Raw genomic sequence first — 25,913 nt, forward strand, 5'->3', positions numbered from 1 at the left:
ACTCAATTAAAGTTACTTTAGAAAAATATACTTTGAAGATGATGCCTTAAATGATCCAACTGAATTTAAGATTGTGTCGTACTTTCCAGACTCTTTAATGGCTTCTAGCCCCTTATTAAATGTCTCAAGTAATTGCTTAGAATGCTTAGATTGCTTCAAAAATAGTAAATGACTGCTCTCGACCATGAGAGGCTTTGGATGAAAGGCTATTTGCTCAATTTCTTCCGTTGTAAAGTGCTTCTTTAAAAGATGTTTTGCAGGAATAGTTGCCATAGGAAATAGATCTATTCTGCCTTTAATCATTTTTTTAAAGTTTTGTATGTCTGTCGTAACCGTATCAACCTTGAGTACGCCGCGCTTGGCGAACTGCCAAAACTCTTCGGTATAGCTGTACCCAGTCGTAGCACCTATATTAAAGTGACTTAACTCTGATAAGTTTTGCCAGTCTTGCAACGGTTTTCTTTTATGAAAATAGAAATAAGTGGCTTCGTAATAAAGAGGGTCTGAGCAATAAAAGTCTTTCTCTCTCTCCGGTACGCAAAACCAAAAAGCAGCTGCATCATAGTGACCCTGTAATGCCGATGCAAAGCTTCTTCCCCATGGCATGAATTCAAATTTAACCGTATAACCTTGGGCTCCAAATGCAGCACGAATAATTTTAGGTACAATGCCTTGCTGAGGGTACTCCCGACTCGCAAAAGGTGGATATTCCCCTATTGCAATCGTGAGTTGCTTAGCATGGGAAACCCCACTGACTAGCAAAATAAGTAATAATAAAATTCGCACACATTCTTCCTTAAAAATGACTATAAAATAAGCTTAGATCAAAAAGACAGATTATGAACATAGCAATAAAAGGTGAAATTAATTCGCTAACCTCTCATCTTTTAAATAACCTCTGCAAAAATTAAAAAGAAAAGGCGCCTCAGCGCCTTGTTTCACCATTTCCAGAAAGCCTTCCCTATATTCTTCGTTTTGCTGGTATCTGGAGACATGTACCAAGTTTCATTTGATTGATTTGGACTTAGTGTGTAATTCAGATAATCAGTGTATGCATCACCAATATCAACACCTTCTAGAGGCGGGTAAAAGTCATCGGGGAAAATTAGTGCATACGGATAGTTATTTTCGTCTTTAAAATTGCTGGTGTCACCAAAGTTTGCTGAACTTGCAATGCGCGTCACTTGTCCTGGTAAGTGAATTTCTTGACCTGTATTTAGTACATGTAGGTATGGGTCATAAGGTGGTTGACCTAACGCACTAGCAGGAAAAGGTGTATCTAAATTAAAGGTAAATGAAAACTTTTTGCCCTTGACTTTTTCGACATCACTCAGCGTATTCACAAAAGTTTGGTTGCTAAGATGCATTAGCGACTTGCTGTTAGCTAATACCTTCACATCAAGTGCATCGTTGACTTGACTTATAACAGGGAAACCATTTAATTGCTCTTCACTGTCTTCTTTGAACATATTCATAGTTAAACTACCAGACACCGATTCATCAATAGGAATATGTAAATACCAATCATGATCGTAGCTTGCCCCTCTCGCTATCATATAGCCGGTTGTAATAATTGACACAACTTCTAACTCACCACTTTGATCATTGTTTCTATAACCAAAGCCTACTCTGTAACCAACCAAAAGGTCATTAAAGTCATAATCACCTAAATTAGGATATTGATCTTCATAGCTCACTACAAAATAACTGTCGCTGGTTGGATAGTATAACCAACTGTCTACAGGCTCAGTTACTTGGCTTTTAGCAATAACTAGCGGTGCTTCATCTACACCTATTTGCGCGAAATTTAAAAAAGACACATCATTGGCGGTTAAAATTGCGATATCTTCAGGGCCATTTGAATAATCATAAAACGCTTCTGGATCGCCAAGCTTGTCATCGGTTTCTAAGAATTGCAGTGTAAGTGAAGCACTTTGAACATTGGTTAAATCAAAAGACGTCCCAGTACAAGCATCAGAATTTATGGGCATTGTCATGGTACCGCCAAAATCTGAGCCAAAGATATCCCCATCTGTACTTGGTGTGATATGGCTACTACCTGTTGCACCAATTAAAGTGTAGTACTCAGAACGCTGTGAAGCACCTTTTTTCATTAGCATAGCAGCAGTGTTGGTCGTAAAAACGTTACAAGTCACAACTTCAGCACCCATATCAAACTCTAATACCGCGCTTTCAACTGCCACACCTTGTGTCGATGCTTTTTCTGTACCATTGGCAGCCTCATTTACATCGATAGCAAACACAAGATTTCCCGAATTTTGCTGCTTATAGGCTTCTAACATTTCGCCAGTCAAATCAGATTTAAAAGTGCTTCTAGCATGGGGTTTAAGAATATCGACAACACCAAAGCCTTTATTAATCGTGTCTTTGAGTTTGATACTCTCAAGTGCCGAAGTAGACACGCTCATCATTGATAAAGTACACGCTAACACTAACATTTTCATAGCTCATACTCCTTTGTAATTTGCGGATCGGTCTTTAAAGTCGAAAACACATCATATTTAACTTTACTTACATCGTTAGGTAGGTAGAACTCAAAACTTGGTGAATTTGGTACTTTTCCTAGAAATAAAGTTTTATTGTCCAGTGTATAAATTTTCAGAAATACCGTCTTTGCTTCAAAGCCCAATCCGGAGATATCAATCTCCATATTCTGAGATTTAAACTGCGAAAACTGTGCATTATCTGGCGCTTTATTATCCGATAATTTATCTGATTGAGGTTGTGGCTGCGCTTGTGTTGATGACGCTGCTTGACTAGGTTGAGGCGCTTCAGACTCTCCCCCACCACCACATGCTGTAAGTAGTGATAACATTGACATGATCAGTATGCGTTTCATTGACATTCTCCAAAGGCGGTTATACTTCGAACAACCAACTTTCGTACCAACAAAAACGTGATATAAATCAATAGTGAAATACTTGAACAGCTGAGGGTTTTGCGTTCTGAATCGCATTTTGCGAATAAAGTAAATGCGAATAAAGTAAAAAATCAAGATCGCCAAATAGGAAAATTGTTAAGTAATATAGAGAAAAGCAGTCAATAAACTTCTACACAATACTTAAAAGCTAAATGCCATCTAAGCCTTTATAGCTTTTACTCACCAGAGTATTTCTACCATTATCTTTTGCTTCATATAATGCCGAATCAGCGATGCGAAACATCTGCTCAATATCAAACTCATCTGGAGCGTTACAGGTTGTTAAACCTGAAGATGCTGTTAAACATTCAGCTGTTGTAGACTTTTCATGGGGTATGTTAAGCTCCATCACAGCTTGTTTTAATTTGTCAGCAACAAATATTGATTCTTGTACATTCACTTGTGTCAGCAAAATAGTGAATTCTTCTCCGCCGTATCGCGCTACCAAATCCATACTTGAACGTGTATTTTCAGCAAGCGCCTCTGCGACTTTGCAAATAACCTCATCACCTCCTTGATGTCCATAGTGGTCGTTATAACTTTTAAAGTGATCTATATCTAACATGATCATAGTGATGGGAAATAAAGCTGGTTCGCGCTTATTAGCAAGCATGTCTAAGAAGCTCATTAAAGCACGGCGGTTAGCTATTTTAGTTAATTCATCTGTGTCACTGAGCTTTTGCAGTTGTTTATTTGCCTCAACGAGAACTGTTTTTTGATTATCAACGGTCGCAAACAACCCATCAATTAGATGTGCTAGATGACCAATTTCATCCTGTCTTTTTATGTTGGTCTCTTGCGAAAAATCGCCCTCTTTAATCACCCGATAGACAGTTTTTCTTAATGAGCTAAGCGGGCTAATTACCACTTTATTAATCAGGTAATAAATAAACGCGAGAATAAAAATCGAGCTAATTAAAGCAATCCCCATGGAGGTCTCTATTAACTGGTCAGCGAACATACGTTTTGGCTTTAAGTAGGCCATAACAAGTTCTGCATTACCTAAAACATCATTAAAAGAAACATATATCAACTTATCCTGAGTTCTAATCGTGGGATAGCGCTTGTATTCTTCAAAAGGAATTATCAATTTATCTTTTGGTATATTTGAGTAGGTGTGTAATTGAATATACCGCTGCATTAACTCAGAGAGTTGTAGACTAACTTTATGATCTAAATAGGTCCAAACCAGCATATTACCGTAAACCTTTCCTGTGCCTACCGAAGGCACAATGGTACTACTTACAAACAGAATTAAATCTTCTTTAAACCTTGTTAAACCTGACTTAAATTGTAGCTTTTGTTGCTCTAAGGGTTCTGAGCTTTGAACACTTAAAAATTGCGCTTTTTGCTGCTGAGAGGCAACTTGAAAAAGTGAGTCTGTGATAACCTCTCCATTGTTTTCTAGCGCAAAATGACTGATGGCTTTACCTTTATAATCATAGAAGTGCATACCATTCAAATTAAGAGACTGCAGGGATTCTCTAATGTGATAATTTTCGTATAAGAACATTTTATCTTCGCGCTCGATAGCTCGAGTCATCTCATCCCATACGGCATTATCGTACACCAGCCTTTGCATTTCACTTTGGATCCGCGCAAACGCAGACCCTAATTTTTTGATGTCTTTTTTATCATTCTCAACCTCAAGGCCCATGAGTTGAGGTAAGGTCCAATGATAGCGGATCAATAAATGAACAGATGAAAACCCAATCAACAAGAGTGCAAAGAGCAAAAATAACTTTAAGCGGAGACTTTTAATTATCAGGTTTCTCATACTCTACATAAGGACTCTTGTGTCATTAGGTTCGAATATAAGTATAGGTTTAATCAGTTTTTTTGCTGCAATAGCAATAAAAAAAGGTGCTAAAAAGCACCTTGTCTTGCTTACTTGGTATATCCACTATGTAACCTCTAAGAGAGGTCACTCAGTATACATTCATTCCTTATCTAGAGCGCATTACCTTCAGCATCAATCACATCAAACTGATGGCCATCAGGTCCACCATCTCGAGGTGGAATAAGCGCTTTAATTTCATTACTGCCAGCCATGGCTTCTGGGTCAGTTAATGAGCGTAAAAATGCAGCTAATAAACTCACCTGTTGCTCGCTAAACCCTCGGATTATTGCATCATCACTTCTATCAGATGCAGCTCTATTTTGCGCATTAAGGTCTAACACAAATGAGCCAGCTTCACCCACGACTTCATCACACTGTAGCTCACTCAAGTGCTGAAATTGCGGCAACTGACAAGTCTCTTTTTCGCCATAAAACTTTTCTAGAGAGCCGGTTACATCTGAGTAGTGCTCAATCACTCGCTCCAGTGAAGCAAATACGCCTTTATCTCCATACGGTGCTGTTATGCCGACATTAAGCAAACTTGGCATTCTGAATTGGTTTTTCGCATTACCATCGGCGACACCATGGACGCCAATTTGCGGATAAAGTGGCCCGCGCGTTCGCTCTGGGGTGAACATCGCGCCATCATGGCAATTGGCACACCCAGCACCGGTATAGAAAAATAGCGCGCCACGTTTTTCTTCAGCTGTTAATTTATCGTGCTCACCCTGAACATAATCAAAGAAAGGGTTGTCGATAAACATAAATGACGCCTGATATGCCGACATTGCACGGGCAATTCGCATAAAGTTTACTGAGTCGTCACCAAATGCCTTTTCAAATAGCGGCTTCCACTGAGTCGGTAATCTTGCAGCGATAAATTCGCGGTAAGCTTGCGGTGATTCAAACCCACTTGGGTCACCCATTTCAGCAGCGGCAGTAATTGGAAAGTGTGCTTGCGCCATCAATAAACGTAGCGGATCGTTTGCATCAACTTGTTCGTTCATTGCACGAGTTACATCAAGCTCAGGGGTTTGAATAGGTGCTGTTGAAACTAAGCCAACCTCACTATCACGGTTGGCTTGTCTAAGTTTCACACGTTGATCCCAAAACATACTGCCAACCCAAAGGGCTGAGTTACACACCGCTGGTGAGGTTCTGCCCACCGCGGGTACTATACTGCCATCTGTTCGACCTAATCCCATTACATCTGGGTTTTCAGCATTCACGCCAATTGACAGAGAAAGTCCATCACTACCACAGCTTTCAGCTGGATGATGACATGATGCGCATGAGGTATCGTGGTTCTGACTTAAGGCTTTACTAAAGAATAAACGTTTACCTAATTCAATAAGCTCTCTATCTTCTTGACGGCGATAACGAGCAACATACGCCTGTAAATTTTCTAATTGTGGGGCAATACCTGCACTATCAAGGACTTTGTCTAAACAGTCATTTAAAGCATCATCGGCAATCGCTGTCACATCGTTGCTGCCGCAATGGTCACTTAACCTTTCAATACCAATGCGGATCACCGAGCCATTTCTCAGACCATCATTATTATCATGCGCTAAGGGTTTAACAGTATCACTATTCGAAGCTAGGCTTGTGATCTTGCCACGCGCCACTGCTTGAACATGATAAGTGTGTTCCACGCCGGGTGACGCCGTTGAGTCGACGAAAAAAGTCATTGCAGTGCGACCAATACGCTGACCATCACGAAAGACTCGATAAGCACGTATTCCCGATACACCTTCTGGTGCTTGCCAACTTAAACCCACTTCAGTACTGGTGCGTACTTTGGCGATGAGTTCAGTCGGTGCGCTCGTTTCAATTGACGTACTTGCATTTGCGAAAAGTGCGGCGCTAAACAAAGATGCGTAACAGAGTTTAACTAAACCGCTTTGGTGACTTTGTCCAAACATGTGTTTTCTCCTCAGTTGCTTACTCCTGTAAACAACTTTTGAGTGTTTGATTACACGTTTCCTTAATTGTGTAAATTCGATATTTATTATTATTTAATTTAGATTCATGAGGTTATGAATTATTAAGCCACTTATAAGTGCCCCAATTGTTAGGCTAAATACGAATTAAGGAAAAAATATGAACAAAATAAAAATTAAAGATAAAAAAGGACTAGTTTTAATGACTCAATGACACATACCGTAACGATTTATCAATTTAAAAATTCAGTAAGACCCCTTATATTGGCTTAACTAAATTAGCCATGAGCCCAGAAGGAAATTGAATGTCGCAGGACTTAAAAACAACGCTCACTGTTGTTAATATTTTATCGTTTGGCAGCATGGCATAAGCCATTGAGTCTGTTTTATGTATCCGATGATAGGTAAATAATGGTGCAATCAAGGGACTACTTCGATCTTCCTCCCCCTGCTTGGTTATCTCATTCGGTAGAAGTATTTTGGTGCCAAAAGCTTTCAGAGCAGGCGTTATTTATCCCCCAAGGCGTCTTTGATTTACTTTTACACAGTCATCCTATTGCCTTTTCAAAATTTGATAATCAATTACCTATCAAGCAAGTTCCCGCTGGCGTATCGATTCTTGGTCAACAGATCAGTGCATACACACTCTATAGCAAACATCCGCAGTGGATTTTTGGCGTGAGGCTAAAACCTTTTTCATTTCTAAAGCAGCAGTTTATGTCATCGCTCGAAGTGAAAAACACCATAGAATCAATCACGCAATATCTCAGTCATTCAGGCTACTTAAACGATGTTTTACCGCTATTAACTCAATTAAATGAAGACCACATCAACATACAGATGCAGGTATTAATAGAGAAAATAACGCCTTGGCTGCATAGCCAATTTATTGCCAATGACTATGTTATCTCTGAGCTTTTAAGAGCCGAGACCAACGCCATATTAAATGCCCGAGGCGATATAAAAATCTCCGACATGTGTGATAGGTTCTCGATAAGTAAAGTCACTCTCAGACAGCACTTTCTCGATAACATTGGCCTACTCCCCAAAGAGCTCTGCAAAATTTGGCGTTTAAACAACTTTTTACTACACAGTCAATCGGCCACACAAACACTCACAGAGTCAGCAATCAACGCCGGGTATTTTGACCAAGCTCATTTAAATAGAGAGTTTAAAAGCCTGCTTGGACAAACACCCAAACGCTATTTAAACTCTGCTGAAGCACATTTAAATCAAGGTTTTCAAGCAGCAATCAACAATCGATTCATAGGTAAATACGACCCTTTTTGAGCTTGCTTAACTTTTTTACAATTTTTACGTGTGCGAACTTGGTAGGTTTTTCTTAACAAGGACACTTTGTGAAAAATACTATGACATCATTTAAGAAAACCGCACTTTCTATTGCACTTCTCATAGGCTTAAACAGCCAAACAGCACTTGCCCAAGCTATTTCAAAAGCCGAAAAACAACAAGTTATCGACAAAGTAAGCGAGTTAATGGCGGAACATTATGTTTATCCTGAAGTGGCAACAAAAACCAATCAAAAGTTAAAACAGGCCTTCAAACAAGGGAAATTTGCCGCTCACACTGACAGCGAAGAATTTGCCAAAGCTCTCTCAACTTGGTTAGAAGAAACCGCTGAAGATCGCCATTTAAGAGTGAGAGCAAATCCAGTTAATAAGGAAGTTAAAGGCGCAGAATCTCGTTTACGCGATAGCTTGCTCAACCCACCCCGCTTTGGCTCGCAAAATAAAGGTGTGGTTGGCGCAAAAGTACTTGAAAATAACATAGGCTATATGGATTTACGTGGTTTTTATCGCTTAACTGAAAGCCAACCATATATCGACTCGGCAATGAAACTACTAGCAAATACTGACGCCATCATTATCGATTTACGTAAAAATGGAGGCGGCTCACCAAGAACAGTTCAGTATTTATGTAGTTACTTCTTTGATGAACCCCTGTTATTAAACAGCTTATATTACAGAGAAGACAACGAAACCATCGACTACCACGTTTTAGATGAAGTGTCGGGTGACAAACTGCCTGATGTACCTCTATATGTGCTAACCAGTAATCGCACCGCGTCTGCTGCTGAAGAATTTAGCTATAACATGCAAACCAGAAAACGCGCTACCTTAGTGGGCGAAACCACCCGAGGCGCGGCGAACCCTGGTGGCATGTTTACCATCAACGATAACTTTAGAATGTTTGTCGCAACGGGTGCTGCAATAAACCCTATCACCAAAACCAATTGGGAAACGGTGGGTGTAGTGCCACATGTTACAACAGAAAAAGATCAAGCGCTCGACAAAGCCATTGAACTAGCAAGCACTGAAGTCGAGAAAAGCTGGCAAGCACTTAAAACTGAACGCGAGCAATCACTCGATAAACTACTCGCGCTATTAAATGATGTAAAACAATCAGAAAAATCATTAACTGATTTAAAACAAGGTTATCAAAAGCAAACTAAAGCCCTGTTGAATACACTTAACCTCACTGATAGAGAGCTGGCAAACTTAGCGTATGACAGCTGGGAAACGTCACCAAAATACGCCGTTTTCTTGTTAGAAATTGCAGTCACTTTTAACGAGCAAGAAACCTTTTTATACGAGTACTGGGCACGCGCTTTGGCAAAAATGGACCAACTTAGCGAAGCTAAAAGCGTCATTGATATCGGGCTATCAAAAGTCAAAGGCGAAGAGCATATAAATATGCTTAAAGAGACCCTTGCCGAAATCACGGTTTCAAAAAACAAGCTTTAGTTAATCGCTAAAGCACTAACTGCACACCAAAGCCAGCTGGATGCTGGCTTTTTTCATCGACTTTATCTGACGCTTCACTTTGCACAAGATGCTAGACAATTTATAGATAACAGCTAAAAATATCACGCATCACTTTTTAAGGTATGCCATTATGCATCTGTTCAAAAAAATCGCTGTTCTTTCTACTTTATTACTGACATTTGCTGCAAACGCAAAAGTATTGTCGATTGGCGATAACGTCGAGCTCCCGACTCTTAACGATCAATTCGATAAACCGCATTCACTAAAATCTAGCACCCAATGGCTAGTGCTCGCCCATGACATGGACAGCAGTCGAGTAACGCGCGACGCGTTTGCAGGGCAAACTGATGAAACGCTTCAACAAGCCAATATTCAATACTACGCTGACATCAGTGGAATGCCTGGGCTTATTAGCAGCTATATTGCAATTCCAAAAATGCAAAAACAAAAGTACAACATCGTACTGGCCAAAGAAGATGATGAACTGGCATTTTTGCCAAGCGAAGATGACAAGGTGAGTATTTTCAAAATCGAAAATGGCAAAATCATTGAATTTATTACCACGGATAGTGCGGAAGTTTTAAAGAAAACCGTACTTAAATAATCGAATAAGAAAATTCTTTTCGTTCTTATTTAACTATCAAATGCAATAAGGCAGATTATATTTGCCTTATTGCATATAGCTGCAACCCACTTATGAGCTTTGTTAAAAGCTTTTGTTGGTCATCGAGTGTTTAATTGAATCGTAAGACCAATTGAATACCACTGCGAAGATTAAGAAGAATATAATAATGCCTAAGTCGAGTATTAATGCACTTAGCAGGTCTATGTCTAAGAGATACATTATAATAGGGAGTGTGATCACTAACAGTCCTAGTTCAAATGATAATCCATGAAAAATACGCATCAAGACCCCTCTTTCTATTCTATTTTCTCCGAAATAGTGATCGAACAATTTGTTAAACACGAAGTTCCAACACATTGCTATCAAACTTAAAACTATGGCGACCTCAGTCATATTCTTAAAACTCAGCCCCCCAAGAAAACCGCCTAATGGGATCAATATAATCAGTGCGATTACTTCAAAAAGGATGCTGTGAAAAACTCTTTCTTTGGTACTCATAGATATTTCCTCAATTAGATTGAAGAAAATAATATCCATTATTACTATGATAGAAAGTTAGTAACTATCTAAAGTATTGATATGTTAAATTTACAACAGTTAAGAGTCTTTGTAGTCATTGCTGAGGAAGGGTCATTCTCTTCAGCCGCAAGAAAGCTTGGAAAAGCTCAATCCGTAATAAGCCATACAGTTTCAAACTTAGAGATAGATTTAAACCTTAAACTTTTTGATAGGGCGACTCGCAGGCCGAGTCTAACCAAAGAAGGTGAGAGACTCTTAGCTCATGCAAAAGCCGTTCTACAACAAACACAAGAGTTTGAGTCTGCCGCGCGCTCACTGGAATTGATGAATGAGACCTCTATTCAGATAGCCGTTGATCCATCTTTACTATTTACTGATCTTTATAGGCTGATAGATAAATTCAGTGCTCATTTTCCAGATACTGATATTACCCTCAATGTTGCTAAAAGCTGTGATATTCCAGAACTCGTGAAGTCAGGAAAAACACACTTTGGGCTGATGTTAATTGACGGCAGTATGCCAACAGGAGTCGAACTTGGCTTATTGGGTCATTTGCCTTTTTCAGTCGTGGCACATAAAAGCCACCCATTAAGCAAGTTAAAGAGTGTATCGAGATCATCACTTGCGCTTTATCGACAAGTTATTTTCCAAAGTACTGAAGGAAAGCAAGCCGCACTGCTACCTGAAATATCGCCAAACAAATACTACAGCAATGATTTTTCTGCTATCAGAGATATGCTGGAGCAAAACTTGGGGTGGGGTTATTTACCAAATCATTTAGTAGAAAAGCATTGCTCTGAACATGATCTTGTAAAACTACCAATTAGTTTCGACATTAAAACTTGGACTATTCCTGTAGATCGCGTTATGCAAATGGGCAGCGTTAAAGGCGCTGCTCTTAATTGGCTAGAGGTAGAGTCTAGAGAGTTGTTTGAACCTCAGTGATGACTAACTCATTAGATAGCTTTTCAATAAATAGAATGAATTCAACATTTAAACCTTTTGCTCATTCTTAACGTCTAATGAGTGATTTTGATAATTGTAAAAGGAAAACAATGAACCACTTACTAACCCGCACAATACCGTCTATATTGGTGGCTTTATTATTCTCTGTGTTGGCAGCGTGTAAAAGTCATGATGCAATAAATTTTGAAGCAAACACAAAAGAGGAGCTTAGTGAATTTATTGATGGAAATGCTGGGCAGGTCGTCTCCATTTCTGTGGTAGATGCAGACAAAACGTACCAATATCACTTAGGAACCTTAAGTAATGGTGATACGCCTAATAACCAAACACTTTACGAAATTGGCTCAATCACCAAAACGTATACAGGATTAGTTGTTGCGAAAGCCATTCAGGACGGCAAAGTTGAGCTTGATAAAGATATCCGCCAATACCTTAAAAATTTCGAATACAAAAATTTAGAACTTTCCAACCAATATATAACTTTGCGACACCTTCTAACCCACACCAGTGGTCTACCATATAGTTTTGCTGTTAGTCGCGAAGATATAGAGCAAGGCAGATATTTTGACAAAATATCAAAATACACCAGAGCCGATTATTTTAACGACCTTAAAGCAGTGACGCTTAGCTCTATACCTGGCGAGGACTATGTCTATTCAAGCGTGGGGACTAATTTAGCGGCTTATATTGTTGAATCAGTATATCAAAAACCCTTTGAAACACTTCTTACTGACATAATCACCAGCAAATCTGGAGAGCTGAATACTAAATTCAGACGCGCACATTCTGAGGTGAGTAAAGTTACAATCGGATCAGATGGAAACGGCAATCAGATGCCCTTGGCCAGTGCATATTGGTATGCAGGCGGCGGGTTAACTTCAGACCTTGAGTCCATGACACATTATGTGCGCCATCAATTATCTTCAGAGCCTGAAGTAGCTATTTCTCATCAACTTTTGGAACAAAGTTGGATGGGTCATGGCACAGCGTTTTATTGGAACACAACTCAAGACAATTCAAATGAAATCATGCTATATCAAAGTGGCGGCTCAATGGGCACGTCTAGTTGGCTAGCTATTTATCCGAAGCAAAATATTGGTATTTTCATCGTCACAAACTTAGCAAAAGGCGATACTCAAGAAGCGCTAGAAGCCATTTCAAAGCAGGTGTTTGACCATTTAATCGCTTACAAAGAAGCCATAGAGCCAAATTCATAAATTTGGCTTTACGTCTTCCCTCTGCACATATTTACTAACAGCTACTACCCCACCGTAAGATAAGTAGTGTGTTTACTGACTAAACAAAATAACCACTGCTTATTTTGGTGCTATATTTATTCAATATCATCTTTTATTTCAAAAGTATTGAATGAACTTATCACTAGTTCTCCAAAATTTATACTTAGCAGCCTCTTACGTTATTGCTGCCAAGCTATGCCAATATTTTGCAATTGAGCCTGGAAATGTCACTCCTATATGGCTTGCTTCTGGTATTTGTTTTATTTGGGTCTACCTAATGGGCAATAAGCTATTGCCCGGTGTCTTTCTGGGTGCGTTTATAGGTAACGTTTCAGCTTATATCTTCAATGATGAATCGCCTTCTACCTTACTTAGTTTATTTGCAGGTTCAATGAATGGTTTGGGTGACTTACTATGTATTTGGGTGGGTGTGAGCACAATGAAAAAGCTATTCCCCAACAAATACATCCTTGATAATGTTAGTAGCGTTGCAGTTTTTATTATTGTACCTGTAATTCTTGGCTCATTAATTAGTGCAACTTTTGGCGTAACAGGGTTGTGGATAGCCGGATTAATTCCTAGCAGTGCCTTCCTAAATGTATTCGTCACATGGACAATCGGTGACTTTATGGGGATCTTGTTATTAGTTCCTTTTTTAGAGTCGGCTTTGATAAAAAAACAAAGGCTCAACCTTAATAACAAATACGAAGCGATAGAAATACTCTCCATTCTTTTCACTGCAATCATTTTAATTTTTATAGAAATCAGATTTCATGGGCAATTTTTGTCGCACATTTCAATCTTTATTTTGATCCCTTTGTTAACACTTTTTTCTGTTAGGCAAAAGGAAGTGATCATTACTTCCTCAGCGTTTACATTAGGAATATTCGCAATATTAGTTTTGGCTATGAGCCCTCCAGCCAATTTACTCGAATATAACCAAGTGATTTTACAGTACCAACTCGCTTTATTTTCTATCATATCGACCATGATGTTTATCGCTGCTTCAGTTAACAATATTAATGAACTTAACCAAAAGATAAACAAAGAAAAGTCTATGTTTATTGCTAAGATGTCACATGAAATTAGAACGCCTTTAACTGGTGTATTGGGCCTAACTGACATTCTAAAGAAAACTCAACTAAGTGATAAACAGTTTCAAATACTAGGCAATATTCAAGATGCGGGGAAAACATTAAGGCAAGTCATAGATGACATTTTAGACCAGTCTAAAATTGAAGCAGGTAAGTTGAAAATCAAAAAAAGTAAATTCGAATTAAGATCGGTTCCTAACTTGGTTGTTTCAATTTTTTCTTCTGAGGCTACCAACAAATCTATTGAGCTCGAACTAAAAATCGACAGCAGCGTTCCAGAATATGTATACGGAGACCCAACCCGTATACGACAAATCTTATTCAATCTTGTAAGCAATGCTATTAAGTTTACGTCTAGCGGCTCTGTAACCATCGCATTAAGTTGGGAAAATAAAATGCTTTTGGTTGAAATAACAGATACAGGAATAGGTATTGATGAAGAATCACTTTCTAAAGTCTTTTATCCATTTGAACAGACAGAACAGACGCTCTCCAGAAGGTTTGGTGGAACAGGGCTGGGACTTTCTATCTCTAAGAGTTTGGTTGAACAAATGGATGGTGAAATCGGTGCGCGCAGTCAGCTATCTAAAGGCACAACCTTTTGGTTTCGAATTCCGTTACTAAGTGCAGAACGACTAGACAACAAAGAGTTAGAAGTTTTAGTTAAATCAGATAGTAAGGACTATCTTAGAATTTTGGTTGCCGAAGATGTAAAGATAAATCAAATTATAATCGAAGCAATGTTAAAAGCTGAAGGACACCAATACACGTTTGCAAATGATGGGCTTAAGGCTTTAGAGCAACTAGAAGAAAATAACTATGACGTGATTTTGATGGATATTCGCATGCCCAACATGGATGGCTTAGAAGCTTTAAAAGCAATTAGAAAACTTAAGGATGATAGGCGCTACCTACCTGTCATTGCGGTCACAGCAGAAGTAGAAGAAGGCAGTATTAAAGAGTTTATAGAAAGTGGCTTTGATGCTGTAGAGCATAAACCGATCGACTCAGATAGTTTATTTAAAACAATCAATTACGCTGTTAACCAGCATAGATCTAACTATAGAAAACTTTAGCAAACAACTAAGCGCTATATATTGCGATTAATTAACTTTGATTGCGAATCTTAAAGTCGCATATTTTTCATAAAACTGACCGATAAACCAAATAATTCTTTGATCAACAACGATAAAACCTCTCTTAAAAACTTTCAAATAAGTCCTTGACCTTAGCCTTACTCGAGGTTTTAAAGTGCTTCACTCAATCGCTTTAAGCTAACTCTCTGAGTTTATTTAATAAGCAATTTTTAAAATCACATAAGTAGGTTTTCTAGCCCGCCATTGGTTGACAAAACCTCAAAGCAAACTAGAATAACAACATTCGAATGCCATTCGAATGTTGTTATTCTAAAAATTTAAGAGATATGAAGTATGGCGCCAGCACCAAAATTTAGCCCTGAACAGCAACAAGAAATGATCCTTGATGCGGCTGTTCAGTGTATTCAAGAGTCCTCAATTACCGATTTCACCATGGCAAAGATTGCCCGCCTTGCAGGCTTGTCAATGGGCTCTGTATATAAGTTTGTTCAAAGTAAAGAAGACATCGTACTTGCGCTTGCATTTCAATCGTTTAGACATGCCTCATCGGTATTCGAACGCGTTTTAAAACTTCCTCTGTCTACCCCAGAGAAAATGCTGGCAATCACTCTCATTGCACCTAAAAAGCTGCAATGCTTTGAGTTTGATTACGAGCTGCAGTCTTACGCAACCAACGAAGCGGTAATCAAACGTGCTTCGTCATTGTGGTCAGGCAAAATGATTGAAGCCTGTAACCTTTGCGAGCAAGGATTCAAGCTTGCCATCATGGATGGGATCAATGCTGGCGAGCTCAAAGAAGTGCCTAATTTAAGTGAAGTTATTGAAGAAATTATCGTTAGTGGCTGGGCTCTGACCGTGGGTTACGAGCAAGTTATACGCGTTAAGCAACAGCAACAAATTATCGAGGGTACAGCCTCACTACTAGAGCCTATAGCCTTCAACGCACCAATCATTCGCAGCACAATTCGCCTTCTCAACAGTTATCCCTGGCATTCTCCAATCACGCCAGATTCTCTTGAGCGAATTGAGCAAGCACTTATTAATTTAGAATTACGTTAAGGGAGCAACACCATGAATATTAAACGCTGGATTGTCAGCATTGTCATCATTTTTACGGTTATAGGCGGATTAGGACTTACCAAATTTAACCAAATTCAAGCCATGATCGCCTTTGGCGAATCTTTCCCTGAGCCTTCTGCGTCAGTGACTAGCGTTTACGCTGAAACGATTGAGTATACGCAAACGAGCAAGGTGATCGGCCAGTTAAAAGCACCGAGCATTATTGATATTAGCAATGAGTATCCGGGCCCTATCACTTACGTTGGCTTTAAACCCGGTGACATTGTCGAAAAAGGCCAAGTGTTACTGCGATTAGATACCAGTGTCGAAAAAGCTAAGCTTGCTGCTGCAAAAGCACGTGTTACTCTAGCTGAATCAACCTATGCGCGTGTAACTAAACTTCTGCAACAAAAGCGTATTAGCCCAGATGAAGTCGACAAAGCCCACGCTGACGTAGCCGTTGCTAAAGCCGAAGTACAAAACCTCAATGCCGTTATTAACAAAAAAACCGTTACCGCCCCTTTCAAAGGTCAAGTTGGCCTAAGCCAATATCAAATTGGTCAGCTCATCGATGCAAATATTCAAATCACCACGTTAGTGGGCCTGAACGATACTATTTGGGTCGATTTCTCAGTGCCGCAAACACTTCGCCAGCCTAAAATCGGCGAAGAAATGAAAATCGCACTGGTGAATCAAAAAACATCAGAAGTTGCAGCAAAAGTCATCGCTAAAATGCCGATGCTAGATGCCAACTCTCGACAACAAAGTTACAGAGCTGAAATCGCGAATCTAGATGGCGCGCTCAGCCATAACCAAATCGCCAGTGTTCATGTTCCGCTATACACAACCAAAGCGGTAGTCGTGCCAACCGCAGCAATCACTCGCAGTCACTTTGGTGAGTTTGTCTATGCACTTGAAAAAGATGAGCAACAAAACTGGCGCGCCAAACCAATCCAAGTGACATTAGGTGAAAAGTTAGGTGAAAAGTTAGGTGACCAACAAGTTGTTTTATCTGGTCTTAATGGCGGTGAATTTATTGCAGGCGAAGGCGCATTTAAATTAAGAGAAGGTATTTTGGTTTATACCGCACCATTCGATGAGCAATTAGCCACGACGGACGACAACACCGGAGGTCAGTAATGAGTGCATTACATGAAAACAAACCTTCTTTTATGGACATTTTTGTCAATCGCCCCGTACTTGCGATTGTACTGTCGGTATTGATCATCTTGGCAGGCCTAAACGCCGCGCAAAAGATTTCGGTACAGCAATATCCTAAGATTGAGAGTGCGTCACTGGTTATTAATACGGTGTATACCGGTGCGTCTGCTGATGTCGTCAAAGGCTATGTGACAGAGCCGATTGAACGCGTAACCTCAACCGTACCCGGCGTTGATTATGTTGATTCAGTCACCACTGCCGGCTTTAGTAAAGTCACAGCTTGGCTCGAGCTAAACCATAGCACCACAGATGCACTTGCCGAATTAACTACTAAGCTCAACCAAATTAAGTTTGAGTTACCAACAGGGGCTGAAGACCCCGCTATCCAAATTGTGCGTGCCGATAGCCCCTATGCCGTGTTCTATTTAGATGTGCAGTCGCAAGGCTTACCGCGCAGTGAAGTCAGTGATTATCTTATTCGCAATGTTGTGCCAAGCATGAGTGATATTGAGGGCGTGCAAAAAGTCACCCTTGAAGGTGGCCGCGACCCTGCAATGCGTATTTGGTTAGACGCAGATAAACTCGCTATTTATAACTTAAGCGCCAGTGATGTGTTTGCTGCACTTCAAGCAAACAACACCATTGCGACATTAGGTTACAGTGAAAACAACCGTCAACGCATCGATTTAATGGCCAATACCAGCCTGAAAAGTGTAGCTGACTTTGAAAACCTAATTATCAAAGAGCAAGACGGCTCGCAACTTCGCCTTGGTACGGTTGCCGACATCGAAATCGGCGAAGCCGAAGGTATGGTTACTGCGCGTTTAGATTCTCATGATTCAATTTTTCTGGCTATTTGGGCGCTGCCTGGTGCCAATGAAATCGACATTGGTGACGCGCTTTATGCCAAGTTACCACAGATCAACGATGGTTTACCGAATGGTATGAATATCGAAATTGGTTACGATGGTACGCTGTACATGCGTGACTCAATTAAAGAGATCTTCACGACGCTTGCCGAAACAGTGCTACTTGTAGGTATTGTGATCGTTGCTATGATGGGCTCTTTCAGAACCGCGCTTGTGCCATTGGTGACCATTCCTATTTCGATTTTAGGTGCCATCGCAGTCATTTCGATGATGGGCTTTTCTTTGAACCTATTAACCATTCTAGCTATTGTATTATCGGTTGGTTTAGTGGTTGATGATGCCATCGTGGTGGTTGAAAACGTAGCGCGCCACATGCGTGAAGGCAAACCTCGATTGCAAGCTGCGCTTATCAGCTCACGTCAGTTATTAGTGCCCGTAATTGCCATGACCTTAACCCTTGCTGCAGTTTACGCCCCCATTGGCTTCTTAACAGGTTTAACTGGTTTCTTATTCCGAGAGTTTGCGTTTACTTTGGCTATTGCAGTACTGATTTCAGGTCTTGTGGCTATTACACTGTCTCCTATCATGAGTGCCTATGTGAACCCTGAAGGGGGTAAAGAAGGCAAGCTAACACGCAGAGTGAATTGCTATTTCGACAAGCTACAAAACTTCTATTTTAAGTCATTAGATAAGTTGTTTGCATGGCGTCCACAAGTGTTCTTTATTGCCATTATCTTTTCTGTGTTGTCTGGACCCTTTTATTTACTGTCGCAAAAAGAGCTTGCGCCAGTTGAAGATCAAAGCAGTATTCAAGTCGTGGTTGAAGCGCCTCCTGAGTCTTCTCAGGCTTATACTTCAAGTCGAATGAATGACACAGCAAAGGTCATGAATGAAACTGAAGGTGCAAAATTCACTTGGCAAATTATCACTGCAGCCGCAGGTTTCGGAGGGGTTCAGTTAGCACCTTATGAAGAGCGAGAAAACTCGGTCCACGACTTATACTTCGACCTGTTTGCAAGCCTTGGTAGTGTAAATGGTTTAAGTTTGTTTCCTATTTTGCCAGCTTCTTTACCGACTGCGGGCCAGTTCGATATCGAAATGGTAGTCAGAGCCAATGACGACCCTGTAGCAATGAAGAAATATGCTGACGAGATCATCGCGAAAGCGAATGCCAGTGGTAACTTCTTGTTCGTGAATACCGATTTAAAAATCGATTTACCACAAGCAGAACTAGAAATTGACCGCGAATTGATAGCTGATTTAGGCCTAAACCTTCAATCAGTGAACGAGCAGCTTAGCATTTTAATGTCGAACAATTTTGTGAATTACTTCAACAAAGACGGTAAAGCGTATCGTGTTATTCCAGCTGTTGATAACGGTGACCGTTACAACCCTGAAAATATCTTAGATATGAAGATCCGCACAGACTCTGGTGAGCTTATTCCTGTATCAGCATTTGCGAGCTTAAGAACCTTCACAAGCCCGCGCGTATTGGGGTCTTTTAATCAGCAAAGTTCATTTAGGATCTTAGCGGGTGTTTTGCCACACGTAACCAAAGAGCAAGGTTTAACGGCCGTTGAAGAGATTGCAGCAGAAGTATTGCCTGCAAGCTACTCAATCGATCATGCCGGTGAATCGCGCCAGTTACGTAAAGAAGGCAATACCATGGTCGGCGTACTGTTAGTGTCTATGATTGTGGTGTATTTCTTACTGACGATTCAGTTTAACAGCTTCCGCGACCCACTTGTGGTGTTACTTGGCTGTGCGCCATTAGCGCTTGCAGGTGCTCTGATGCTACCGTTTTTACAGCTAACGACGATTAATATTTATAGCCAAATTGGTCTTATTACTTTAATTGGTCTGATTGCTAAGAATGGTATTTTAATCGTAGAGTTTGCCAACCACCTTCAACTTGAAGGTAAATCGAAACTTGAAGCGGTTAAAGGCGCTGCAGCGACACGTTTACGTCCAATATTAATGACAACAGGTGCAACGGTACTTGGTCACTTCCCACTAGTATTAGTAACCGGCGCTGGCGCAGAAGCACGAAACAGTATTGGTATTATCTTAGTAGCAGGCATGTTGATTGGTACCTTCTTCACGCTGATTGTATTACCGCTACTTTACCAAATGTTGGCAAAAGACCACCGTGGTGAAATGGAAACTGAAGCCTCATTAACTGAGACTAAGTTTGCTAATTCATTGTGATCATGGTGTTGCGTGGGTTTAACCCACGCAACACCATTCAAAAAACGCGATGTAAAATCGCGCCTACAGAAACCACCAATCTAGTTTTTTGAATGTAGGTCTTCGTTTACTGCGACAAAGTATTTATGCTTCGGTAGCACCGACTTTATGTCGGGTAATTTATATCGGCTTGGTTTAAACATTTTGTCGGGCTAAAGCCAGACCTACAGCATGAGTAGTTTTACTTATGTAGGTCGTCGTTTACGGCGACAAAGTATCTATGCTCCGGTAGCACCGACTTTATGTCGGGTATTTTATTTCGACATGGTTTAAACATTTTGTCGGGCTGAAGCCCGACCTACAACATGGGTTTACCCCACGCAAACACGTTCAAAAAGCGCGTATAAAATCAATCGGACAAATAATACTCAACGGTTGATACAACCCGAACTTTCTTAATATGCGGGTTGTTTCTGTCTCGTGCCGAAATACTAAACTGGCCTTGTGAAGCACGTTTAATTTTGCCTAGCTTGCTACCTGAATCTTCGGCAAACTTAGTCGCCACTTTACGGGCGTTTTTTGTCGCTTCTTCGATCATATCAGGCTTGAGTTCATTCAAGCTTGAGTAAATATATTCAGTTTGAAACTGATAGCTACCCGAGGTAAACACGATACCTTGTTTACCCAATTCAGACAGCTTGCCCATAACATTTCTTACCGCATCTAAATCTTGCGAATAGACGGTAACGTTTTGCTGCGCCGTGTAACGAAACTCAGCGCGAGCATTATCACCCCATTGCTGCGCCGATTTGTCAGTCACAGAAGGAGAGGTAAAAGAAATATCTTCAGACTTGATGCCATTCTTTTCTAAAAAGTCTTTGATATGCGCAGTTTTCTCATCAAGTGATTCATACAAAGCTTTTAAATCATTTTCAGCAGCACTAAATTGAATTGGCCATATCACCACATCAGACAGTACTTCACGCTCAGACAAGCCTTTTACGGTAACGGTGCGCTCATATTCTTTAATTGAAATGGCCGCATTCGAGGCGATAACCGCAAATAATGTCAAGCCTAAAAAGATCCCCGCAGCCAATAGCAGATTGTTGTTTGCTTTAGATTGCATCACACATCCTTAAATTTTTGTTATTTCTATTTCAACAGGCTAAATCATAGCTCAGCTAACTTAACCAAATATGAGCGACTTAGCTTGTAAGTCTAAAATTTTTTATGCTATTACTTCTCTAAATTAAGTTTGATTAGATGCGCACAAAAGAATAAAAATGAAAAATCAAAAGCCATATAAACTCATCCCTTTTATCATTATTGCTAATATTTATTTCTATTACGCAATGACTGCAATTTATGGGATATCTGCTTCATTGAATTATCATTATGAATTCCCCATATTGCATTTACTTGAGTTAACAGTGGTAAAGATCATTCTTGGTAGTTTGAATATTGGGGTTCTTTTAATGGTGCTAGCCAACTATCTAAAAATTGATCAAAAGATAGTCATGCTAACAGCACCTTTATATTGTGTATTTTATTACGCTTCAGCATCAACAATAGATATTGAATTTTTTGTTAATTTTATTTGTCTGTATACCATAGCGCCTCTATCTCAAGCTTTTTTACTTTTACATAAAAACGCGAGCAATAAAAATCACAATTTAAGCGTATAAATAACATCGTTTAGATGAAATTAAATTTAATATTTAACTTCATCATGCTTTAAACAGGGAGTACCTCCGCCAACTCGTTATCAAGCATATCTAAAACAGACTCGAAGCCATATTTTGGCAGCCATCCCAATTTTTGCTGTGCAGCAGAAGAATCATAAACTCGGTCTAGTTGATTGGGTAACTTCCACCCCTGCTCTATAAACATCTCAGCCAGTTCTGGGGCTTGTTCTTTTATTAAACCTGCGGCGTCATTGAATAAACGCGGGCAATCTGATGCTTTAAACGGGGTTTTTCCTGAGACAATAAAACGATTAAACCCAGTAAGGCGCGTGTCTAACGCGGCTAAATGCGCACTTGCCACATCGCGTGCATCAATGCCGCGAGTGAGTCGATATACCGCCATTAAGTCGGCGGGCTCAGGAAAGCAGCGAGACATTTGTAGTACGGTCACAGGTAGTTTGAATACGTCAGAAATCGATTTTAGTTTGTCTTCTGCAGCTATTTTACTTCGGTGATACACAGTTTTTGGCTGTGGTGTGGTTTGCTCATTCACCCAGCCTGTAGTGTGTTCGGGAGTCGATGCATAACCATACAGTGCTGTTGTACTGGTGAATATAAACTGCTTTACTCCTAGCTTGATGCCCTCAAGAGCTAATTGCTCTGTGGCATCCACATTAATAGATTGAAACTCATCGTCAGATAATAATCCAACATGGGGCGCATGTAAGGCTGCGGTATGAATAATGACATCAACCCCTTCGAGAGCTTCCTGGATCAGCGTTTTATCGCGAATATCACCAATGTAATCGGCGGTAGAGCAAGGTGTTTTATCTAGGCCTACAACTTGATGGGTGCGCATTAACTTAATATAAATTGCGCGTCCTACTCTGCCCGCAGAGCCCGTCACTAACACTTTCATGGCTATCTCTTATTTTAAAATGACGATCACTTGCCGTTGTCATGCAACCAATCGCTTATTGTGCTTTGTATGGACGCAATTGTACCAACATTTGTGATGATAAGGTCACTCGATTGACGAACATGATTGGCTGCGGCTATATAAACATCTCGCAAATGGTCGTCATATTTTCGCAAATAGTTACTTAGGGTTGTAGACGGGTCATTGCTGTGTTTGAGATGGCGCTTGACCACTCTTGATAAACACACTTCCATAGGCATATCGAGCATGATCACATAATCAATTAAATGAGCGATTTCAGCCCTCTCTCGCCCAAAGGGTTCTTCAATGAAAATCATCTGCGAATCACTATGTACCTTTAATTCACTGAGCGTTTTTAATTCACTGAGCGCTTTGGTAAATCTGGGTGACTGTATTTGCGAAACATTTGCACCTTGATGCAGCCATGCCTTCATATCTATAGGGTAAGTGTTCGGCTCAACAAAATCGTCGAACAATAAGGTTGGGCTATTAAACTCTTCAGAAAGACGTTTAATGACTGAGGTCTTCCCTACCCCCGATACTCCGCTTAGAGCGATAACACGTGTTCGTTGCATTCCTTTCATCCATTGATTGCTTGTTTTGTTTATTCATTTTACCAAGCGCGCTTTTAAATCGCTGTACTTTGACCGACTCACAGGCACCGCCTCACCATTTTGCATATCTAGATGATATTGCCCGCCACCAGCCACTCTGAGGCCTTTCACAAAAGTCAGGTTAACAATAAACGAGCGGTGCACGCGAACAAATTGCTCTGATAATAACTGACTGAGTTTGTCTAGGTTCTTATCGTGCAACTTTTTCTCATCGAGTAAATGTATTTGACTATAATGCCCATCAGCTTGAATAAACTGAATATCGTTGATTTCAATATACGACAGTAAACCCGCAGACTTGATCGCGAGCTTTTTTAATTGCTCATGTCCAACATGCTTTTGTTGATAACGCGCCAGTGCTTTGAATAGTCTTTCTTCACTGAATGGCTTTGCGACAAAATCTAAAACGCCATATTCAAATGCATTAATTGCTTTGTCACTATAGGCCGAAATAATAATGGTATGAAAGCTCTCTGCACTCATGGTTTTAAGTACCTCAAAGCCATCTTCACCATGTAAGTTGAGATCTAGCAATAATAAGTCGATTTGGTTGTCGCTGAGATAGTCGAGCGCATCATCTATGTCTTCGACCCATTTTATTCTACAGGGTGAATGCTCAAAGTAGGTGCTCACTTGGCGTGATATACGCTGAGCTATGACAGGCTCATCTTCGACGATCAATATCTTCATGCGGGGATCTGCTTCTGCAAAGGGATTAAAAAAGTACTCAACCAAATCGTGTCTTGTTGAACTGACTCAAACTCATAGTCATCATCAAAACATTGCTGTAAACGAGAATGAATGTAAGCGCTGCCAGTACCTTGCCCTTGATGTTTACGTTGCCTGTAAGGGGTTTTAACACATAGCTTAAGGCGATTATTTTGCTCACTTGCGGTTACTTCAAAGTTGTCTCCGGCTTTGATGCGATTATGAGAAAAGGCGTTTTCAATCACAGTATGAATAATGGCTGGCGGTAAGTAATAACGTGTTGCAGGCACATCAATGTTCAACGAAAGCGCTTTTTGTTGACGCTTTTGCATAATGGCGAAATGCATCTGGCATAGTGCAACTTCGTCCTCAAGTGACACCCAAGTTTGCGCCGACATTTTATTGAGTATTCTAAATTCTTCGGATAACTGCTCAACCAACTCTATGGCTTGCTTAGGCGATGTTTCGATCCACTCACAAATAAGCGTCAAGCTATTCATTAAAAAGTGCGGCTGTAAGTTTCTTCGCAGCAACTCGGCTTCTAATTGAGACTTCTTTAAAGCGGCTTGTCGTTGCAAATTGAAGTGCCCGATTAACGCATACAGATTTACTAAAGCTATCACCGAAAATAACGCAGCAAACCAAGTATCGATAAAGCTCATCGGCATTACTAACATCGCCGCGATGCCTGACACCAGCATAAGTAAATGTGCTTTGGCTTGGGCTTGCTTTTTCAGCGCCAGCAAGCTTATAAGTGCACTATTTAACAGTGATGAAATGAACACCACATAATTACTCATATCGAAACTTTTAACCGTCAACACGGTTAATAGGTTTAATGCCAATGTGCCTGCTAACCAATATTTTAAATACTTTGATTGGAAGAAACTGGCGTAAAAGCTCACTAAGCACACACCCGCTAAGATCACGCTGGCTAGAATAATTCGTAAGCGCCAAAGGTGTAAATTCCATGGGTATGACCAATAAAACTTAATCAATTCCAGTGCGATGATAAATGCCGACATCAAGCATAAACAACTAAATGCCAAGTAACTCAATGCGCGCTGATAGCGGAAGAATAAAAAAGCGAAGCACGTTGCCAACAACACCATGGCACCAATCAGCATAAGCGGCACAATATGATTGGTTTTAAGTCCCTGCTGATTATTTGACAAGGAAGCACGGTAAAATAAGGTATGGAAGTCACTCTCATGGTGCTGAGTAGATAAATCTAGCGCTAACCAATGCAAGCCCGCAGATGTTTGACCAGAGGCCAAAAGCACCGAGTGACTAATAGGGCCAACTTGCTCTTGAGAACGATTATGCCCGGGTACACCTTTATTCGTTAACCACTCACCATCCCAATACACCTTTGCTGAGCCCAAAAAGATTAGGTCTAACCTGGTACCGAGTGGTGCGTTTTCGCTGAGCTCAACAGGTATATAGACACAATAGCGCTGCCATTCTTGCAAAGTGCGCAGGTGGGTTTGCGCATTGAGATTTTCATTGCTCGGCAATGGCGAACACTCGCCCATTGAAATTGGCTGCACTACAGAGGCTTTATTCAAACTGAGATAAAACGACTGCTCGCTAGCCTGTGTGCTCATGCTTAAACACATGAGAAATATATAGAAAATTATT

General features: G+C 40.4%; 21 protein-coding genes. 10 read left to right on the forward strand and 11 right to left on the reverse strand.

Annotation, left to right across the window (positions count from 1 at the left end):
- Positions 1-12: 12 nt before the first annotated feature.
- The 5 genes from ACXAC4_RS22920 to ACXAC4_RS22940 form a co-directional block, all read right to left on the reverse strand.
- Positions 13-786, reverse strand: a complete 774-nt coding sequence (locus ACXAC4_RS22920) for a substrate-binding periplasmic protein (RefSeq protein WP_475165901.1) — start codon at positions 784-786, stop codon at positions 13-15.
- A gap of 152 nt (positions 787-938) precedes the next feature.
- The gene (locus tag ACXAC4_RS22925) at positions 939-2,465 is read right to left on the reverse strand and encodes an LruC domain-containing protein (protein ID WP_475165904.1); all 1,527 of its coding nucleotides are present in this window, start codon (positions 2,463-2,465) and stop codon (positions 939-941) included.
- On the reverse strand, positions 2,462-2,860 hold the full coding sequence (locus ACXAC4_RS22930; RefSeq protein WP_475165905.1) for a hypothetical protein: 399 nt from the start codon (positions 2,858-2,860) through the stop codon (positions 2,462-2,464). Before ACXAC4_RS22930 ends, ACXAC4_RS22925 begins: the two co-directional genes overlap by 4 nt.
- A gap of 229 nt (positions 2,861-3,089) precedes the next feature.
- On the reverse strand, positions 3,090-4,676 hold the full coding sequence (locus tag ACXAC4_RS22935; protein WP_475165906.1) for a sensor domain-containing diguanylate cyclase: 1,587 nt from the start codon (positions 4,674-4,676) through the stop codon (positions 3,090-3,092).
- 215 nt (positions 4,677-4,891) lie between these two features.
- Positions 4,892-6,706: a cytochrome-c peroxidase gene (locus ACXAC4_RS22940; RefSeq protein ID WP_475165909.1), complete on the reverse strand. Its 1,815-nt coding sequence runs from the start codon at positions 6,704-6,706 to the stop codon at positions 4,892-4,894.
- A gap of 429 nt (positions 6,707-7,135) precedes the next feature.
- Here ACXAC4_RS22940 and ACXAC4_RS22945 point away from each other — a divergent pair, with 429 nt between their 5' ends.
- From ACXAC4_RS22945 to ACXAC4_RS22955, 3 genes are all read left to right on the forward strand, one after another.
- Positions 7,136-8,014, forward strand: coding sequence for a helix-turn-helix domain-containing protein (locus tag ACXAC4_RS22945; protein ID WP_475165910.1), 879 nt, complete (start codon positions 7,136-7,138; stop codon positions 8,012-8,014).
- Positions 8,015-8,082: 68 nt separating this feature from the next.
- Positions 8,083-9,489: a S41 family peptidase gene (locus ACXAC4_RS22950; RefSeq protein ID WP_475165912.1), complete on the forward strand. Its 1,407-nt coding sequence runs from the start codon at positions 8,083-8,085 to the stop codon at positions 9,487-9,489.
- 151 nt (positions 9,490-9,640) lie between these two features.
- Positions 9,641-10,114 carry a hypothetical protein gene (locus ACXAC4_RS22955; protein WP_475165915.1) on the forward strand — a complete coding sequence of 158 codons (474 nt, stop codon included), beginning with the start codon at positions 9,641-9,643 and terminating at the stop codon, positions 10,112-10,114.
- 102 nt (positions 10,115-10,216) lie between these two features.
- Here the strand turns inward: ACXAC4_RS22955 and ACXAC4_RS22960 are convergent, their stop codons facing one another.
- Entirely contained in the window at positions 10,217-10,633 is a 417-nt protein-coding gene (locus ACXAC4_RS22960) for a PACE efflux transporter (RefSeq protein WP_475165916.1), read from the reverse strand.
- Positions 10,634-10,714: 81 nt separating this feature from the next.
- On the opposite strand from ACXAC4_RS22960, the gene ACXAC4_RS22965 reads away from it, so the two are divergent.
- The 6 genes from ACXAC4_RS22965 to ACXAC4_RS22990 all read left to right on the forward strand — a co-directional run bounded on the left by ACXAC4_RS22965 (position 10,715) and on the right by ACXAC4_RS22990 (position 20,346).
- Entirely contained in the window at positions 10,715-11,599 is an 885-nt protein-coding gene (locus ACXAC4_RS22965; protein WP_475165919.1) for a LysR family transcriptional regulator, read from the forward strand.
- Positions 11,600-11,709: 110 nt separating this feature from the next.
- Complete coding sequence (locus tag ACXAC4_RS22970; RefSeq protein ID WP_475165922.1) at positions 11,710-12,837, forward strand: serine hydrolase domain-containing protein; 1,128 nt, start codon at positions 11,710-11,712, stop codon at positions 12,835-12,837.
- 151 nt (positions 12,838-12,988) lie between these two features.
- Complete coding sequence (locus ACXAC4_RS22975; protein WP_475165925.1) at positions 12,989-15,028, forward strand: ATP-binding protein; 2,040 nt, start codon at positions 12,989-12,991, stop codon at positions 15,026-15,028.
- Between the two features lie 354 nt (positions 15,029-15,382).
- Positions 15,383-16,108 (forward strand): TetR/AcrR family transcriptional regulator, encoded by a 726-nt coding sequence (locus tag ACXAC4_RS22980; RefSeq protein ID WP_475165929.1) that lies wholly within the window; start codon positions 15,383-15,385, stop codon positions 16,106-16,108.
- Positions 16,109-16,120: 12 nt separating this feature from the next.
- On the forward strand, positions 16,121-17,248 hold the full coding sequence (locus ACXAC4_RS22985) for an efflux RND transporter periplasmic adaptor subunit (protein ID WP_475165933.1): 1,128 nt from the start codon (positions 16,121-16,123) through the stop codon (positions 17,246-17,248).
- Positions 17,248-20,346: an efflux RND transporter permease subunit gene (locus ACXAC4_RS22990; protein ID WP_475165935.1), complete on the forward strand. Its 3,099-nt coding sequence runs from the start codon at positions 17,248-17,250 to the stop codon at positions 20,344-20,346. Before ACXAC4_RS22985 ends, ACXAC4_RS22990 begins: the two co-directional genes overlap by 1 nt.
- Positions 20,347-20,734: 388 nt before the next feature.
- Here the strand turns inward: ACXAC4_RS22990 and ACXAC4_RS22995 are convergent, their stop codons facing one another.
- Entirely contained in the window at positions 20,735-21,451 is a 717-nt protein-coding gene (locus ACXAC4_RS22995) for an SIMPL domain-containing protein (RefSeq protein WP_349287683.1), read from the reverse strand.
- A 157-nt stretch (positions 21,452-21,608) separates the two neighbouring features.
- Here ACXAC4_RS22995 and ACXAC4_RS23000 point away from each other — a divergent pair, with 157 nt between their 5' ends.
- Positions 21,609-22,010, forward strand: coding sequence for a hypothetical protein (locus tag ACXAC4_RS23000; RefSeq protein ID WP_475165939.1), 402 nt, complete (start codon positions 21,609-21,611; stop codon positions 22,008-22,010).
- Positions 22,011-22,059: 49 nt separating this feature from the next.
- Here ACXAC4_RS23000 and ACXAC4_RS23005 read toward each other — a convergent pair whose 3' ends face one another.
- Genes ACXAC4_RS23005 through ACXAC4_RS23020 form a run of 4 tightly spaced genes read right to left on the reverse strand, consistent with a single transcriptional unit; the run spans position 22,060 to position 25,879 of the window.
- Complete coding sequence (locus tag ACXAC4_RS23005; protein WP_475165941.1) at positions 22,060-22,929, reverse strand: NAD-dependent epimerase/dehydratase family protein; 870 nt, start codon at positions 22,927-22,929, stop codon at positions 22,060-22,062.
- A 26-nt stretch (positions 22,930-22,955) separates the two neighbouring features.
- A complete protein-coding gene (locus ACXAC4_RS23010) occupies positions 22,956-23,525 on the reverse strand; it encodes a nucleoside/nucleotide kinase family protein (RefSeq protein ID WP_475165943.1) in 570 nt (189 codons plus the stop codon).
- Between the two features lie 33 nt (positions 23,526-23,558).
- A complete protein-coding gene (locus ACXAC4_RS23015) occupies positions 23,559-24,254 on the reverse strand; it encodes a LytR/AlgR family response regulator transcription factor (RefSeq protein WP_475165947.1) in 696 nt (231 codons plus the stop codon).
- Positions 24,251-25,879, reverse strand: coding sequence for a sensor histidine kinase (locus tag ACXAC4_RS23020; RefSeq protein WP_475165949.1), 1,629 nt, complete (start codon positions 25,877-25,879; stop codon positions 24,251-24,253). The genes ACXAC4_RS23015 and ACXAC4_RS23020 overlap by 4 nt, the downstream gene beginning before the upstream one ends.
- Between the last annotated feature and the right edge of the window lie 34 nt (positions 25,880-25,913).

This window comes from Pseudoalteromonas sp. AWM4_233 (assembly GCF_056158285.1).

Excerpts from the sequence above, each read along its gene's own strand:
- ACXAC4_RS22925 (WP_475165904.1), bottom strand. The coding sequence starts at position 2,465 with ATGAAAATGTTAGTGTTAGCGTGTACTTTATCAATGATGAGCGTGTCT.
- ACXAC4_RS22930 (WP_475165905.1), bottom strand. The coding sequence starts at position 2,860 with ATGAAACGCATACTGATCATGTCAATGTTATCACTACTTACAGCATGT.
- ACXAC4_RS22940 (WP_475165909.1), bottom strand. The coding sequence starts at position 6,706 with ATGTTTGGACAAAGTCACCAAAGCGGTTTAGTTAAACTCTGTTACGCA.
- ACXAC4_RS22945 (WP_475165910.1), top strand. The coding sequence starts at position 7,136 with ATGGTGCAATCAAGGGACTACTTCGATCTTCCTCCCCCTGCTTGGTTA.
- ACXAC4_RS22955 (WP_475165915.1), top strand. The coding sequence starts at position 9,641 with ATGCATCTGTTCAAAAAAATCGCTGTTCTTTCTACTTTATTACTGACA.
- ACXAC4_RS22960 (WP_475165916.1), bottom strand. The coding sequence starts at position 10,633 with ATGAGTACCAAAGAAAGAGTTTTTCACAGCATCCTTTTTGAAGTAATC.
- ACXAC4_RS22965 (WP_475165919.1), top strand. The coding sequence starts at position 10,715 with ATGTTAAATTTACAACAGTTAAGAGTCTTTGTAGTCATTGCTGAGGAA.
- ACXAC4_RS22970 (WP_475165922.1), top strand. The coding sequence starts at position 11,710 with ATGAACCACTTACTAACCCGCACAATACCGTCTATATTGGTGGCTTTA.
- ACXAC4_RS22975 (WP_475165925.1), top strand. The coding sequence starts at position 12,989 with ATGAACTTATCACTAGTTCTCCAAAATTTATACTTAGCAGCCTCTTAC.
- ACXAC4_RS22980 (WP_475165929.1), top strand. The coding sequence starts at position 15,383 with ATGGCGCCAGCACCAAAATTTAGCCCTGAACAGCAACAAGAAATGATC.
- ACXAC4_RS22985 (WP_475165933.1), top strand. The coding sequence starts at position 16,121 with ATGAATATTAAACGCTGGATTGTCAGCATTGTCATCATTTTTACGGTT.
- ACXAC4_RS22990 (WP_475165935.1), top strand. The coding sequence starts at position 17,248 with ATGAGTGCATTACATGAAAACAAACCTTCTTTTATGGACATTTTTGTC.
- ACXAC4_RS22995 (WP_349287683.1), bottom strand. The coding sequence starts at position 21,451 with ATGCAATCTAAAGCAAACAACAATCTGCTATTGGCTGCGGGGATCTTT.
- ACXAC4_RS23000 (WP_475165939.1), top strand. The coding sequence starts at position 21,609 with ATGAAAAATCAAAAGCCATATAAACTCATCCCTTTTATCATTATTGCT.
- ACXAC4_RS23005 (WP_475165941.1), bottom strand. The coding sequence starts at position 22,929 with ATGAAAGTGTTAGTGACGGGCTCTGCGGGCAGAGTAGGACGCGCAATT.
- ACXAC4_RS23010 (WP_475165943.1), bottom strand. The coding sequence starts at position 23,525 with ATGCAACGAACACGTGTTATCGCTCTAAGCGGAGTATCGGGGGTAGGG.
- ACXAC4_RS23015 (WP_475165947.1), bottom strand. The coding sequence starts at position 24,254 with ATGAAGATATTGATCGTCGAAGATGAGCCTGTCATAGCTCAGCGTATA.
- ACXAC4_RS23020 (WP_475165949.1), bottom strand. The coding sequence starts at position 25,879 with ATGAGCACACAGGCTAGCGAGCAGTCGTTTTATCTCAGTTTGAATAAA.